The 15,165-nt window shown below is 37.2% G+C and carries 16 protein-coding genes; 9 read left to right on the plus strand and 7 right to left on the minus strand.

The window, feature by feature from the left end:
• Positions 1–6 precede the first annotated feature (6 nt).
• From ACXM0J_RS01885 to ACXM0J_RS01895, 3 genes are all read left to right on the plus strand, one after another.
• Positions 7–1,392, plus strand: coding sequence for an ethanolamine ammonia-lyase subunit EutB (locus ACXM0J_RS01885; RefSeq protein WP_086265953.1), 1,386 nt, complete (start codon positions 7–9; stop codon positions 1,390–1,392).
• A 10-nt stretch (positions 1,393–1,402) separates the two neighbouring features.
• On the plus strand, positions 1,403–2,218 hold the full coding sequence (eutC, locus tag ACXM0J_RS01890) for an ethanolamine ammonia-lyase subunit EutC (RefSeq protein ID WP_086265952.1): 816 nt from the start codon (positions 1,403–1,405) through the stop codon (positions 2,216–2,218).
• A gap of 166 nt (positions 2,219–2,384) precedes the next feature.
• The gene (locus ACXM0J_RS01895; RefSeq protein WP_086265951.1) at positions 2,385–3,107 is read left to right on the plus strand and encodes a glutamine amidotransferase; all 723 of its coding nucleotides are present in this window, start codon (positions 2,385–2,387) and stop codon (positions 3,105–3,107) included.
• Positions 3,108–3,505: 398 nt separating this feature from the next.
• On the opposite strand, the gene ACXM0J_RS01900 is transcribed toward ACXM0J_RS01895, so the two are convergent.
• Entirely contained in the window at positions 3,506–5,233 is a 1,728-nt protein-coding gene (locus tag ACXM0J_RS01900) for a glutamine--tRNA ligase/YqeY domain fusion protein (protein ID WP_086265950.1), read from the minus strand.
• Positions 5,234–5,400: 167 nt separating this feature from the next.
• On the opposite strand from ACXM0J_RS01900, the gene ACXM0J_RS01905 reads away from it, so the two are divergent.
• The 3 genes from ACXM0J_RS01905 to nfsB all read left to right on the plus strand — a co-directional run bounded on the left by ACXM0J_RS01905 (position 5,401) and on the right by nfsB (position 7,453).
• On the plus strand, positions 5,401–5,910 hold the full coding sequence (locus ACXM0J_RS01905; RefSeq protein ID WP_002122280.1) for a peptidylprolyl isomerase: 510 nt from the start codon (positions 5,401–5,403) through the stop codon (positions 5,908–5,910).
• A 15-nt stretch (positions 5,911–5,925) separates the two neighbouring features.
• Positions 5,926–6,645 carry a UDP-2,3-diacylglucosamine diphosphatase gene (locus tag ACXM0J_RS01910; protein ID WP_086265949.1) on the plus strand — a complete coding sequence of 240 codons (720 nt, stop codon included), beginning with the start codon at positions 5,926–5,928 and terminating at the stop codon, positions 6,643–6,645.
• Positions 6,646–6,799: 154 nt separating this feature from the next.
• Complete coding sequence (nfsB, locus tag ACXM0J_RS01915; RefSeq protein WP_086265948.1) at positions 6,800–7,453, plus strand: oxygen-insensitive NAD(P)H nitroreductase; 654 nt, start codon at positions 6,800–6,802, stop codon at positions 7,451–7,453.
• 41 nt (positions 7,454–7,494) lie between these two features.
• Here the strand turns inward: nfsB and ACXM0J_RS01920 are convergent, their stop codons facing one another.
• The 5 genes from ACXM0J_RS01920 to tsaE form a co-directional block, all read right to left on the minus strand.
• On the minus strand, positions 7,495–8,352 hold the full coding sequence (locus ACXM0J_RS01920; RefSeq protein ID WP_086265947.1) for a DMT family transporter: 858 nt from the start codon (positions 8,350–8,352) through the stop codon (positions 7,495–7,497).
• A gap of 141 nt (positions 8,353–8,493) precedes the next feature.
• Positions 8,494–9,006, minus strand: a complete 513-nt coding sequence (gene hfq / locus ACXM0J_RS01925; protein ID WP_213034455.1) for an RNA chaperone Hfq — start codon at positions 9,004–9,006, stop codon at positions 8,494–8,496.
• A 93-nt stretch (positions 9,007–9,099) separates the two neighbouring features.
• A complete protein-coding gene (gene miaA / locus ACXM0J_RS01930) occupies positions 9,100–10,044 on the minus strand; it encodes a tRNA (adenosine(37)-N6)-dimethylallyltransferase MiaA (RefSeq protein ID WP_086265945.1) in 945 nt (314 codons plus the stop codon).
• A 6-nt stretch (positions 10,045–10,050) separates the two neighbouring features.
• Positions 10,051–12,000, minus strand: a complete 1,950-nt coding sequence (mutL, locus tag ACXM0J_RS01935; protein WP_086265944.1) for a DNA mismatch repair endonuclease MutL — start codon at positions 11,998–12,000, stop codon at positions 10,051–10,053.
• Entirely contained in the window at positions 11,993–12,466 is a 474-nt protein-coding gene (gene tsaE / locus ACXM0J_RS01940; RefSeq protein WP_086265943.1) for a tRNA (adenosine(37)-N6)-threonylcarbamoyltransferase complex ATPase subunit type 1 TsaE, read from the minus strand. Before tsaE ends, mutL begins: the two co-directional genes overlap by 8 nt.
• Positions 12,467–12,586: 120 nt before the next feature.
• Between tsaE and ACXM0J_RS01945 the strand changes: the two genes are divergently transcribed.
• The 3 genes from ACXM0J_RS01945 (at position 12,587) to ACXM0J_RS01955 (ending at position 14,457) form a co-directional block, all read left to right on the plus strand.
• Entirely contained in the window at positions 12,587–13,495 is a 909-nt protein-coding gene (locus tag ACXM0J_RS01945) for a pseudouridine synthase (protein ID WP_213034454.1), read from the plus strand.
• A gap of 111 nt (positions 13,496–13,606) precedes the next feature.
• Positions 13,607–13,915 carry a type II toxin-antitoxin system RelB/DinJ family antitoxin gene (locus ACXM0J_RS01950; protein WP_002122138.1) on the plus strand — a complete coding sequence of 103 codons (309 nt, stop codon included), beginning with the start codon at positions 13,607–13,609 and terminating at the stop codon, positions 13,913–13,915.
• A 98-nt stretch (positions 13,916–14,013) separates the two neighbouring features.
• Positions 14,014–14,457 (plus strand): GNAT family N-acetyltransferase, encoded by a 444-nt coding sequence (locus tag ACXM0J_RS01955; RefSeq protein WP_086265941.1) that lies wholly within the window; start codon positions 14,014–14,016, stop codon positions 14,455–14,457.
• Here ACXM0J_RS01955 and ACXM0J_RS01960 read toward each other — a convergent pair.
• Positions 14,450–15,154, minus strand: coding sequence for a pseudouridine synthase (locus tag ACXM0J_RS01960; RefSeq protein ID WP_087087973.1), 705 nt, complete (start codon positions 15,152–15,154; stop codon positions 14,450–14,452). The genes ACXM0J_RS01955 and ACXM0J_RS01960 overlap by 8 nt on opposite strands.
• Positions 15,155–15,165: the final 11 nt, after the last annotated feature.

Consider the following 15,165-nt stretch of genomic DNA (forward strand, 5'->3'; position numbering starts at 1 on the left):
GCAACTATGAGTTATCGCAATATTGTCGCCAATCAACAGTATCACTTTGCTGACTTGAAGACCTTGATGGCAAAAGCAACGCCGTTACGTTCTGGCGATGAGTTAGCAGGTGTAGCCGCCAGAGACGCAACCGAACATGTTGCGGCACAAATGACTTTGGCCGATGTACCACTTAAAACCTTTTTAAATGAAGTTGTAGTCGATTACGAAACCGATGAAATTACCCGTTTAATTATTGATGAACATGATCCGGCTGCCTTCGCCCCTATTTCACACTTTACAGTAGGCGATTTTCGAAATTGGTTACTTGGCGAAGAAGCCACTGCCGAAAGCTTAAAGGCATTAGCATCAGGTTTAACTCCAGAAATGGTGGCTGCTGTAAGCAAAATTATGCGCAATCAAGATTTGATTTATGTCGCCAGCAAATGTGAAGTAGTCACCCAATTTCGCAACACAATCGGTTTAAAAGGCCATCTTTCTACCCGTTTACAACCTAATCACCCTACCGACGATGTTCTTGGTATTTCTGCCAGTATTTTAGATGGCTTGATGTATGGTAATGGTGACGCCGTGATTGGCATCAACCCCGCAACGGATAACTTGCATAATTTATCAGAGCTACTGAAGTTACTTGATCATGTGATTCAGGAATATCAAATCCCGACGCAATCTTGTGTACTCACACATATCAGCTCAGGTATTCAACTCGCTGAAAAAAATGTGCCAATTGATTTAATGTTTCAATCAATCGCTGGTACACAGCTGGCTAATGAAGGTTTTGGAATTTCACTCGATTTATTACAAGAAGGATATGAAGCCACGCTCGCACTTAAACGCGGGACCATTGGACAAAATGTTATGTACTTTGAAACTGGTCAAGGCAGCGCTTTATCAAGCAATGCACATCACGGTGTTGATCAGCAAACATTAGAAACGCGTGCCTATGCCGTGGCCCGTAAATATAACCCGCTTTTAGTGAATACTGTCGTCGGTTTTATTGGCCCCGAATACCTCTTTAACGGCAAACAAATTATACGTGCAGGCTTAGAAGATCATTTCTGCGGTAAGTTGCTTGGTGTGCCGATGGGCTGCGATATTTGTTACACCAACCATGCTGATGCTGACCAAAATGATATGGATGTTCTCCTTACTCTATTTGGCGCCGCGGGCATTAATTTTATTATGGGAATTCCGGGTTCAGATGATGTCATGCTCAATTATCAAACGACCTCGTTCCATGATGCCCTCTATTTAAGACAACTCCTAGGTTTAAAACCTGCTCCTGAGTTTTCAGCTTGGCTTGAACAGCAAGGTATTTTTAAACAACAAAACTCTCAAATCTGTTGGGCAGACCACATGCCCGATCAATTCTCTCGTCTGCTGATGAATTAGGGAGAACACCATGAAACTTAATCGTGATATTCAATATCCATCAAGTCCCCATCAAGATCAGTGGGAAAAACTTAAACAATTTACTGATGCTCGCATTGCATTAGGACGCGCTGGTTGTAGTATCCCAACACGCGCTTTACTTGAGTTCCAGTTGTCTCATGCACAAGCAAAAGATGCGGTTTATCAAGATATGGATGTTTCATATTTATCTGAGCAATTAGCGCAAAGACAGCTGCAAAGTCTTCATGTCCAAAGCAAAGCCCCTAATAAGGAAATCTATCTTAAACGACCAGATTTAGGTCGTCAGCTTTCAGATCAATCAAAAGATGTCTTAATTAAGAAGTATGCAGAAGCCCCTCAACAATACGATGTTTGTATTGTGGTCGGTGATGGACTCTCAGTAAGAGCAATTGAAGCAAATGCCATCCCATTCATTACAGCGCTAAGTGAACAAATTCAGCAAGAAAAATGGAGCCTTGCCCCAATTGTACTTGCAACAGGAAGCAGAGTTGCTTTAGGCGATGAAGTTGCAGAAATCTTTAAAGCATCCATGCTTGTGATGCTAATCGGTGAGCGTCCTGGTTTAAGCTCTCCTGATAGTATGGGAATTTACTACACATGGAATGCATATTCAGGCTGCCTCGATGCCAAACGTAATTGTATTTCTAATGTTCGCTCAGCAGGTTTAAGTATTCCAGTTGCAGTACAACGCTTAATCGCTTTAATGAAAAAATCCAAACAACTTGGTTTCTCAGGAGTTAATCTAAAGGATGAGCATCAACTTTCAAATATAGATTTTGAAGAAACTCAAAAGATATTATTTTAAGCAATGGAATATGCAAAGAGATTTATTGAAAAATAGATAATCCCTTGTATAACAATATTATCTTAACGAAAAATATCAATTTTCAGGTATTGACGATTTATACAGATATTTTCTTCTTTATATTTATCGCTATACTCCACCTATTGATCTTCTATGAATCATTTGTATGAACACAACAAACGCCTTCCCTAAAACTATTTATGCCATTCAGCATCTTGCTTTCGAAGACTTAGGTTCATTAGAAGATGTCTTTTATCAACTTGGATTTCGCGTTCGTTATTTTGAGGCGGGTGTAGATGATTTAACTGCTGCTTTTGCACACGATGGATTAACTATTATTTTAGGTGGTCCAATCGGGGTTTATGAAACTGAAGATTATCCATTTTTAAAAGACGAAATTGCTTTACTTAAACAACGTCTAGCAGCAGATAAACCTACACTTGGTATTTGTTTGGGTGCACAGCTTATTGCTCATGCGCTTGGTGCAAAAGTATATGCAGGACATCAAAAAGAAATTGGCTGGGGTCCACTCAGCTTAAGTTTACGTCCTAATCAAGTATTATCTGCTTTGCTTAATAATGTCCATGTTCTACATTGGCATGGTGACACTTTCGACCTTCCTGAAAATGCGGTGCTATTAGCAAGTTCAGAGATTTATACCAATCAGGCATTTGAAGTCGGAAATAATATTCTTGCCTTGCAATTCCATATTGAAACGACTGAAGAAAATTTTGAGAAATGGTTAATTGGCCATACATGTGAACTTCGCAATGCTAATATTTCCATTCCGAAACTGCGCGAAGAAAATCAGCAATATGCTCAAAACCTCGAACATGCTGCTTTTGATGTTATTCAAAAATTTCTTAAACGAATTGGATATAGTGGATAAATTATAAAGTTCTTAATAGGCACAAATACTAAATTTTATCATTTGGTATTATTGTTTGCTTATTTTTCAAACAAAGTGAATGCCATGTTCGTTCTTAACAAACATTTAATAAAGTTTTCAGTGTATTATTAATTTGTAACACAAAATATACGTTGATTTACTATGGATATCTGGAAATTTATAAAAAGCTTTAATACGGTTAATACTTATTTATTGCTTTCATGTATTCTCCTTATTATCTTGATTCTTTATTTTTATGTGATTAATCCATCCTAAGCTAATTTGCCAAGGATATAAATCATAAAGAAAAAGAAAATATGAGAAGACATCCAAATAAAAAAGCCCAACTGAGTTGGGCTTTTTTATATCTGTTGTTTACTCACAACATGTTGTTCGTCTTACTTTTTCTCAGGCTTGAAGCTATCTTTTAAATCAAGAATACGGTTGAAAACCGGTTTTTCTGGTGAATGATCATATTGATCTGCAACGAAATAACCTTCACGCTCAAATTGGAAACGGTCTTCTGGATTCGCTTGTGCCAAAGCTGGCTCAATGACAGCTTGTACCACTTTCAATGATTCAGGATTAAGATTTGCCAAGAAGTCATCATCTGCATCAGGTGCGGCTTCAGTAAACAAACGGTCGTAAATACGCACTTCAGCAGGAATACCTTTAGTTGCAGATACCCAGTGAATCACCCCTTTTACTTTACGTCCTTCCGGATTCTTTCCTAGAGTTTCAGGGTCAATTGAACATTTCAACTCAATTACGTCACCATTTGCATCTTTAATAACTTCATCACATTTAATCACGTAAGCATGGCGTAAACGCACTTCACCATCAGGAATTAAACGTTTAAAGCCTTTTGGCGGTACTTCCTCAAAGTCTTTACGGTCTATATAGATTTCCTTGGTTAAAGGAATCACGCGATCACCCATATCTACATTAGGATGGCGAGCATGCGTAAGATCCATATCTTCAGGTAAGTTAGTTAAAGTCACTTTAAGTGGGCTTAAAACAGCCATACCACGTGCAGCAGTATTTTCTAAAGATTGGCGAATACAAAACTCAAGCATTGCAACATCAACAATACCATCAGTTTTTGATACGCCTACACGCTTACAAAAATCACGTAAGCCTTCTGGTGTAAAACCACGACGGCGCATACCAACTACGGTTGGCATACGTGGATCATCCCAACCATTTACATAAGCACCTTCCACCAATTTACGTAATTTACGTTTTGATGTGATGGTGTAATCCACGTTTAAACGTGAAGATTCGTATTGATGTGGAACAGCTTTAGATTTTACTTTTTCAACAATCCAGTCATAAAACGGACGGTGATCTTGGAATTCTAATGTACAAAGCGAATGGGTAATTCCTTCAATGGCATCAGACAATGGATGAGCATAGTCATACATTGGGTAGATTTTCCATTTATCGCCAGTTTGGTGATGCTCTGAATGCAATACGCGATATAAAATCGGATCACGCATATGTACATTGTTACTTGCCATATCAATCTTGGCACGTAAAACTGCTTCACCCTCTTTAAACTCACCGCTACGCATTTTTTCAAAGCGAGCAAGATTCTCTTCAATAGATGCATCACGGTATGGAGAGTTTTTACCTGGCTCAACAAAGCTGCCACGATTTAACTTAATTTCTTCTGGAGACTGTAAATCTACATATGCATCGCCTTGTTCAATAAGTTGAACTGCCCATGCATATAATTGATCAAAATAACCCGATGCATAGCGTGGTTCACCATTCCAGTTAAAACCAAGCCATTTCACATCGTTAGCAATACCGTCAACATACTCTTGTTCTTCAGCATCAGGGTTTGTATCGTCAAAACGCAAATTACACAAACCATTAAACTCTTCAGCCACACCAAAGTTCAAGCAAATCGCTTTTACATGGCCAATATGTAAATAACCATTTGGTTCTGGTGGAAAACGCGTTACGATCTGTTTTGCACGTCCTGTAGCCAAATCATCCGTAATGACTTGGCGAACAAAATCTAATCCAGCCTGTTGTTCTTGCTGCGCAGAATCGACAGAGGCATGAGTATTCGGTGTCGGGTTATTTGGCAGGTTCGAGACAACATCATTAGGCTTCATAGTGTATCAATCACTTCTTTGTAGATAAATTTCGAAAAATTTAAACGCTATCTTCATTTTTCACAAAGATTTTAACGTTTTTTACTTGCCTTGTAGTTTACAGTTTGCTTATGCTTCTCTCAACCAAAAACCCATGGTCATAAGCCCATGTTTAGGAGATTAATGTAATGAGTTTTCCTCAAGTCGAATTAAACACCAATAAAGGTCGTATTGTTCTTGAACTAAATACTGAAAAAGCACCAAAAACAGTAGCAAACTTTTTAGAATATGTACGTGACGGTTTTTATGACGGCGTTATTTTCCACCGTGTCATTGATGGCTTCATGATCCAAGGTGGCGGGATGGATGAAAACTTCAAAGAAAAAGCAACTCGTGATTCTATCGAAAACGAAGCTGACAATGGTTTAAGCAATGACGTTGGTACGATTGCTATGGCACGTACTCAAGCACCTCACTCTGCTTCTGCACAGTTCTTCATTAACGTAAAAAACAACTCTTTCTTAAACCATACCTCTAAAACTGCTCAAGGTTGGGGTTATGCTGTATTTGGTAAAGTTGTTGAAGGTATGGATGTTGTTGAAGCGATCAAAGGCGTTCGCACTGGCAACCGTGGTTACCACGCTGACGTTCCTTTAGAAAACGTGGTAATCGAATCTGCTAAAATTATTTCTGAATAATTTTAGGAATAAGCTGTGACCTATCTGTTTATCTCTGATTTACACTTGTCACCTGAACACCCTCGACTTGTTCGAGGGTTTTTAGATTTATTGGTGCATTATCAAAATAAACAAACACAGCTTTATATTTTAGGTGACTGGTTTAATGCTTGGATTGGCGATGATTACTCGGCACCATGGCTCGATGAAATTATTGAAGCATTAAAAGACTTTAACAAAAAAGGAAATCGGGTTTACTTTCAAGTAGGCAACCGTGATTTTGCTTTAAATCAAGTATTCCTCAATAAATTTAATGGTGTATTACTACCCGATATTTATTATCTCACTATTGCTGGACATCAGTACCGCCTAGAACATGGTGATGCACTATGTACAGATGATATTTCCTATCAAAGATTTAAAAAAATTATTAGAAATCCGCTCTTAGTCGCTTTTTTACGCCGTACACCACTGAGTTTTCGCACCAAACTGGTTAATGGTTTTCGAAAAAGAAGCTCCGCAGATAAACAGCAAAAAAGCTATGAAATTATGGATGTGAATGAACAAGCTGTTATTTCTGCTTTAGCAGATATAGATACACTTATTCATGGTCATACACACCGCCCTTCAATTCATAAATTACAACATAAGCAACGCATCGTACTTGGCGATTGGAGAGAGCATCAAGCCCAGATTTTGGAAATTGATCCTACTGACAATGCTCCACAGCTAAAGTTAATTGACTGGACATACTAATTTAGAAATATATATTTATAAAAAAATATTTAATTTCTATATTACTGCAATACATTTTTTATCAAATTAAAGAGCAAATATCTTTGAATAAAATAGCGTATGATGCCAAAGATTAAAGTCTCTCAATTGCAATAAGATTGATATGGAGTAAAGTATGGATTTATTAAATACGGTTAAAAGTCGCTACACAACAAAAGCATATGATCCTGAAAAGAAAATCCCTCAAGAAAAACTCAATAAATTATTAGAAATTTTACGTTTTACCCCTTCCTCAGTGAATATTCAGCCTTGGCATTTCGTAGTGGCAGATAATCTTGCAGCTAAAGAACGAATCGCAAAAGCACTAACAGGTAAATATGCTTACAATGCACCTAAAGTACTCGAATCATCACATACACTTGTATTCTGTACAAAAACAGACATTTCATCTGAGTACTTAAATCAATTGCTTGAACAAGATGATTTAAGTGGCCGTTTTAAAGATGAAAAAGCAAAATTAGGGCAAAAAGATACTCGCCATGGTTATGTCGAATTTTATAGAAATGAGCAGAAAAATTTATTTGGATGGATGGAAAATCAAACATTCATTGCTTTAGGACAGTTACTGTTTGCTGCCGGTTTAGAGGGCATTGATGCAACTCCGATGGGGGGATTTGATGAAGAAGTTCTAAATACCGAGCTCGGTTTAACTGAAAAAGGTTTACGAAGCTCTGTAATCGTTTCTTTAGGCTATCGCAGTGAAAATGACTTTAATGCCAAACTTCCTAAATCACGACTGCCAGATGAAGTAATTTTTACCTATTTATAATAAAACCTCTATAGTTCAAGAGATTCTATTCTCTTGAACTATCAAGCCATTGCGCTAGCTAAACACACTACTCCGCTTATTCCTAAAAGAATCCCCAAAATAGTAGGCCATTTTAATTTTTCTTTATATAAAATCACTCCGCTTAGAATTCCAAATAACACAACAAGAATATTCATGCTTGCAAAAACAATTGCAGGTGAATCTTTTAAAAGAATATGAGCTTTTACATATAAAGCAATATTTGAAAAATTGAGTATGCCTAATATTAACCCAGCTATCGTACTTTTAAACTGCCACTTTTGAGTCTTCTGTAGTAATAAATATGAAATCGACAATATAAAAGCTGTAATAAAAATAAGATTTAAAGTAAGTGTAAACTGAAGGCCTAAACTACTTGTATATTTTAAAAGAATATCTACTGCCGCATAACCACACCAAACACTTAATAAAGCAAGAATTGCTTTTCTAGATTGATGATTGGAAAAAGACTTCATTTGTCCAAATAAAACAAGTAAAACTGCAAGAATTCCTAAACCTATTCCCCATAGTTTTAATGCATTAAATTGCTCATGAAAAAAGAAATATGCTGCAAGCAAAGAAAGAACAACTGAAAGGCGCTGTGCAAGTTCAGTTTTAACAATTCCTGCATATTCTAGTGATTTAGCAAGACATAAAAAAATACTAGGTAAAATTACCCCCAAGGCAAGGATTAACCACCATGGAGTATGCATTATTGAAACATGTTGGATATCGGGCTGAAACCACAAAAAGCAAAGAAGACTAGCACTTGCATAGTTCCATGCAATCATCTGTAATGGCGGATAACCTTTTTTCTTTAAATTTTTTAATAGGATAGACACCAAGACACTGCTCAAAGCAGCAGCTAATATTAATATCATTAATTAAAGCCCTATCTATTTAAATATATTAGTCATCATGGCCAAATCGCTATCCATGACCGTTTAAATGCTTTGGATTAACTTTTAAATACACATAAAAAAACCAGTCATTATCTGACTGGCTTCTTTTTTAGATTTCAATTAACGATTATTTTCGTCGTCTTGACCATCTTCAAATTTAGAATCGTTGTCAAAACCACCTTGATGACCGCCGAAACCGCCTTGGCCGCCGAAGCCACCTTGACCACCGAAGCCACCTTGACCACCGAAGCCACCGCCTTGACCACCGAAACTACCTTGACCACCGAAGCCACCTTGAGCGCCACCGAAGCCGCCTTGAGCGCCACCGAAGCCACCTTGAGCGCCGCCAAAGCCGCTACCTTGACCACCAAAACCGCCTTGAGTGCCACCTTGTGCTGGGAAGCCTGTACCTTGTGCGCCTGCTGGACGTGGATTACGTGCTGGAACAACAGTTGAAATCGCGTGCTTGTAAACCATTTGACTTACAGTATTTTTTAATAAAACAACATATTGGTCAAAAGATTCAATATGACCCTGTAATTTAATACCGTTCACAAGGAAAATAGAAACAGGGATACGTTCTTTACGGAGAGAATTTAAGAACGGATCTTGTAAAGTTTGACCTTTAGACATTTTTAACTCCAAAAAAAATTTTTAAATCAGCGCAAAAAAACTATCTTTATTTTTCAACTAAAAATTATAAAAAGACAGTGTGCAAATTTTGCTTTATCCATAAGAGTTTCGCAAGTCTTCTTTCGCCTGCTTTATCGTCAAGTAAGTTTTAAAATCGTGTATTTCTTGCAAAGAACGTAACCACGTATATTGACGTTTGGCAAGTTGTCGTGTTGCAAATAAAGCTTTATCCTCCATTTCACGTTTACTTTTGAGACTTAAGTCACTTTTTAATAGAAATTCTAGTGCTTGTCGATAACCCACCGAACGCATTGAGGGTAAATTTTCATCTAAATCGTATTTTTCAATTAGAGCTTCAACTTCACTCAAAAAACCGATATCCCACATTTTGCTTAATCTTTGCTCAATGCGTTGATGTAATTCTACCCGATCTGGAAGTAAAGCGTAGTTATGAAATATGTATCGATATGGTACGTTTTTTGGTTGTTCTGCCTGCAATTTAGTGATTGGTTCACCCGTAATTTTATAAACTTCCAGAGCCCGAATAATTCGTTGCTTATCAGTTACATTAAACTTTATTGCGGCAGCAGGATCTACAGAAACCAGTTCATCATAAACCGCTTGCCATCCTTCGTTTAACGCTTTTTGTTCAATTGCTGCCCGAACTTCAGCATCAGCACTTGGTAAATTACCAGATAATCCTTCTAACAATGCCTTGAAATATAACATTGTCCCTCCTACTAAAATAGGAGTTTTCCCACGTGAATGCATGTCATCAATTAATTTGCAGGAATCATCAACAAACTGAGCAGCTGAGTAAACTTCAAGAGGAGTAATAATATCAATAAGATGATGAGGATAGAGTTCTTGCTCTTCACGAGTTGGTTTAGCCGTGCCAATATCCATATCTTTATAGACAAGAGCGGAATCAACAGAAATTAGTTCAAAATTTCCACGCTCGTATAATTCACATGCCAAAGCGGTTTTCCCGCTCGCAGTTGGTCCCATTAAATTGATGACGGGCAATTGATTTGACATGTAAAACTACTCTCCTCGAGCAAATAATTTATCTAGTTGAGATAATGGAAATGCACGCCAAGTTGGCCGCCCATGGTTACATTGGCTCGCAAATTCGGTTTGTTCCATTTGACGAAGTAAAGCATTCATTTCTGAAAGGCTGAGTTGTCGATGTGCACGCACTGCCCCATGACATGCCATTCCCGCTAACAACTCATCTCTTTTTTGAAGTAATCCTTGTGCTTCATCATTCGGATCTAAATCATTTAAAAGTTCTGGAATAAGATTTTCAAAATCAGCTTTTTGTAATATGGCTGGCACACCGCGAATAATAACTTGCTCATCACCATATAAATCAATTTCCAAACCTAAGCGCTCAAGCTGAGGTTTTAATTCTTCGACCCTAACAGCTTGCATACGACTAATGGAAATCACCTTAGGTATAAGCAGTTGCTGAGATGTCCAAAATTCAGGTTTATCCCAAGCATTTTTCATTTGCTGTAATAAAATACGTTCATGTGCCGCATGCATATCAACAATAATAAGCCCTTCTGTATTCTGAGCTAAAATATAAATTCCATGCAGTTGAGCAATTGCGATACCTAATGGAAATTCATCTACTTTAGCAACTGGCTCAACATCCTCATTTACCGAAAAACTAGCAGGTTGGTCGCGAAGTGGAGCTAAATAAGTTTTTAAAGCATTATTTAATTGAGCAGAACCATTATATTTTGGTGTTTGATCTGCATAGTGAACAGCTTGTGGACGACTAGCGTTAAAATCAGTTAATAATTCTGTCGGTGCATGCTGGGTTCGTGCTTCACTGTCTGAATTTAAAGTTTCATTTGCGCGGTGCAATGAAAATTGTTCTTGATATTTGGGCTGAGGTTGTACTGAATAATCTGAGCTTGCATCCGCTTTCATCGCTTGAGCTAGATCAGCACTCGCTGTCTGAAATTGTGCGAGAGTTTCTTTTGCGTAATGCCTTACAAACTCATGCACTTCTCTTTGATTTAAAAATCGAATCTCATGTTTAGTAGGATGAACATTGACATCAATATTTTCAGGGTCAACTTCTAAAAAAAGTAAATAAGATGAATGTTGATGACCATGTAAAATACCGTCATACGCCATGCGTAGCGCATGCGAAATCGTTTTATCTTTGACAATACGACCATTTACATAGACATACTGCATATCAGCCTGTGCACGTGCATCTGAGGGATGGCCTAGCCAACCTGATAAACGCATACTAATACTTTCAGCATCAATCCAATATGCATTTTGAACAAATTGCGAACCTAATAATTGCTGAACTCGCTGAAAACGTAGTTCCCCACTATCTGCTATAGGTAAATTAATTCTAATATTATCATTGTGCTCAAGCACAAACCGTATATCGAAATGTGTTAGAGCCAGACGACGAACAATCTCTTCAATATGACCAAATTCTGTAGTTGGTTTTTTTAAGAATTTACGGCGCGCAGGAACATTAAAAAATAAATCCTGAACACGAATATGGGTGCCCTTTTGAGCAGCAACAGCTTGTACTTCTTGATGATCAAATGCTGTACCATTTACTTCAACTTGATGACCAATACCACTTTCATCTTGGCTACTAGTCAAAGTCAATCTTGAGACAGCAGCAATCGAAGCAAGAGCTTCCCCGCGGAATCCCAAACTCACAATAGCATGTAAATCCTCAGCAGTTTTAATCTTACTTGTAGCATGACGCATGACAGCAAGTGCTAAATCATCCGGGTGAATACCATGCCCATTATCAATGATTTCGATTAAAGTCGAACCACCTTGAGCAATCCTTACAATCAGTTCAGTTGCGCCAGCATCAATTGAATTTTCTAATAATTCTTTGACCACAGAAGAAGGTCGTTCAATTACTTCACCTGCTGCAATCTGGTTCGCTAACGCTGCGTCTAATGTATGAATACGACGTTGTGTTAGCTTTTTATCAGTCATGAAGCTGTTCCTGCAAAGTCTGATACAAATTTTCTGTTGGTAAAGTTAACGTTACCAAACGGCTCAACTCATCATCTGACTTTTGAATGTCAATGATGATATCTGCTTGTGGAATTTCATCGCCACCTTTAGATGGCCATTCAAATAGAAATAATGCATCTGTGATATCTAAATAATCACGAATTCCCATTAATTCAAGTTCATACGGGTCATTTAAACGATACAAGTCAAAATGAAAAATTTCTTTATCATTAATTTTATATGGCTCAATGAGCGTATAAGTTGGGCTTTTAACAGAACCTTTATGGCCCAAAGCTTGCAAGAAATAACGCGTAAGTGTGGTTTTACCCGCACCTAAGTCCCCAATTAAATAAATTACACCCAACTGAACATGCTGCGCCAAAGCTTGAGCTAGACGCTCAGTATCTTCTTCATGATTTAAGACCAATTTCAATGAATACGACATAGCACACATAACATGATTCGAAATAATCGATATGATAACATTGCCCTGCCTTAAAAGCCTACTTAAGCCCTAGAAGTTGGCTTTTTTTATATCAATTTTCTTAAATATTCACACTTTTTTATGTCTAGTCCGAACGAATTTCTCCCCCCCATGATTGATGGAGTAAGTGCGAGTAAAGTCTATCTTCCTCTGCAAATACAGACTCAAACTATTTATGAGTATCTCTGTGGCCACTTTGCACATATTAAAACTGAAGAATGGAAGCAAAGATTTCAAGATGGCCTTATATATGCGGCAAATGGGGATAAATTAACTTTAACCAGTCCGTATGTCGGCAACACCCATATTTTTTATTATCGCTTTCTTGCATACGAACCTCATGTGCCTTTTGAGCATCAAATTTTATTTGAAAATGATGATTTATTAGTAGTCGATAAACCACATTTTTTAACAATTAGTCCGACAGGACAATATGTTCAAGAAACTCTTTTAGTGCGGCTAAAAAAACAAACAGGCAATGAATTTTTAACACCGATACATCGTTTAGACCGTGAAACTGCTGGTGTCGTTCTATTTTGCAAACGGGTTGAATCGCGTGGTATATACCAACAATTATTTGCAAAGCGCCAAGTCAATAAAATTTATCACGCTGTTGCACCTTATAAAAAAGATTTAAATTTTCCTCAAACCTTACATTTGCATTTAGATAAAGGTCATCCTTTTTATACGATGCACGTTATAGAAAATGCCAAAGCCAATACCCAGACTTATATTGAGCTTATAGAACATAATCAGTTTTGGGCAAAATATCGTTTAACCCCTACAACAGGTAAACAACATCAACTTCGCGTGCATCTTAATTATTTAGAAATTCCGATTAAAAATGATCCATTTTATCCCGTAGTTCAGCACAAAGCTGAAGATGATTTTTCAGAACCATTACAGCTTCTGGCTAAGCATATTTCATTTACAGATCCCCTCACAAAGGAGGGAATGTCTTTCAATTCTGAGTTTGAATTGACATTGTAATGTAACCGTAATGACAAAAAGATTATTTTTTATGCCAAAAAACATTGAAATTACATTGCGATGGTTTAAAATGAATTCCTAAAAATTAAAAATCATTTGGTTTTGTTATTCATGCGAAAAACAGAAGTTTATCAGGTTCGACTTGACTCCCAAGAGAAAAAACAGGCTTTTGCTGTTTTTAAGCAATTGGGAATTACCCCTGCCCAAGCGGTACGACTTTTTTTTAAACAGGTCGTATTAACTAAATCTATTCCATTTGCTATCGAAAATCAGAATATTAATATGGAGCAATTATTAAAACTGAGAAAAGCAAAAGCATCGTCATTAAACCAAAATTCATCGACTTTAGCTGAAGATGATGACCATGAAGATTTATTTGAAGAATTGAATGCACTTCTTGGTGAAAGCGACAAAACTTAACACTGTTGCATTTATAAACAAGTTTTAACGTCAAAAAGCTCTTTTTTTCGTTATGCTCTCTTTGTAAAAACATAATGATAAGTTACAAGGAGTGCCAAATGATCGTTAGACGAGCGACTTTTGAAGATTTAGAGCAACTCGCCGTTTTATTTGATGAATACCGCCAATTTTATGGGGCCTCTTCTAATTTTAATGAATCACTTCACTTCCTTAAACAACGTTTTGAGAATAGAGAAAGTGTGTTCTTCATTCATATTAAAGACGACAAAATTACGGGTTTTATTTTACTCTATTTAGGTTTTTCTTCAGTTGCATGTTCAACATACTATATCTTAGATGATGTCTATGTTACGCCTATTTTCCGTCGTCAAGGTTCTGCTAAACAGCTAATCGACACAGCAATCTTATTTGCAAAACAAGAGAATGCTTTACGGATTAGTTTGGAAACTCAAAGCAACAACCATGAATCTCATCGCTTATATGAACAAATGGGATTTATTCGAGATAGCGAGTTCCAAACCTTCCATTGTTTTCTCAAATGATATTTTGAGCGAGCTGTTTTTGTTGTTCAGATAAATAAACCCATTCTCCATCTTCAAGTTCAGGTAAAACCAATTGCCCTACTTGATGGCGATGTAATGCTTCTACCTTATTTCCCACAGCTGCAATCATTCTTTTTACTTGATGATAAACACCTTGATGAATCGTCATGGTTAATTGATGCGTTTCTAATATCGCTACATTCGTTGCAGCGAAAACACCTTTTTCTTGATGTAGGCTAACACCTTGGCTCAGCATTTCAATTTGCTCAGGTGTAACTGGATCTATAGTCGTAACATGATAAACCTTTGGCACATGTTTACGGGGATGAGTTAAAGCTTGAAGGTATTTACCATCATCGGTAAGTAAAAGTAAGCCCGTTGTATCTTGATCTAAACGACCAATAGCTTGCACACCACGTTGAATCATGATTTCTGGTAGAAGGCTAAATACGCTTTGATGATGATGAGGTTGGTGTGAACATTCAAAACCTTTTGGTTTTTTTAGAGCAAGGTAAACTTTTTCTCGATATTGATAAGTTTCCCCAAAAAGAGAAAATTCTAAATTTTCTGGAGAGAATTGCTTTTTAAGGTCACTTACAACCTCTCCATCAATACTTACAGATCCATTTTTTATTAACTGCTGACAATATTTACGAGAACCAAACCCTTGTGATTGTAAGATCTTTTCCAGCAGCATGAAGTTTTCTC

The sequence above is a fragment of the Acinetobacter sp. GRABPA_MV_2 genome (assembly GCF_056725885.1).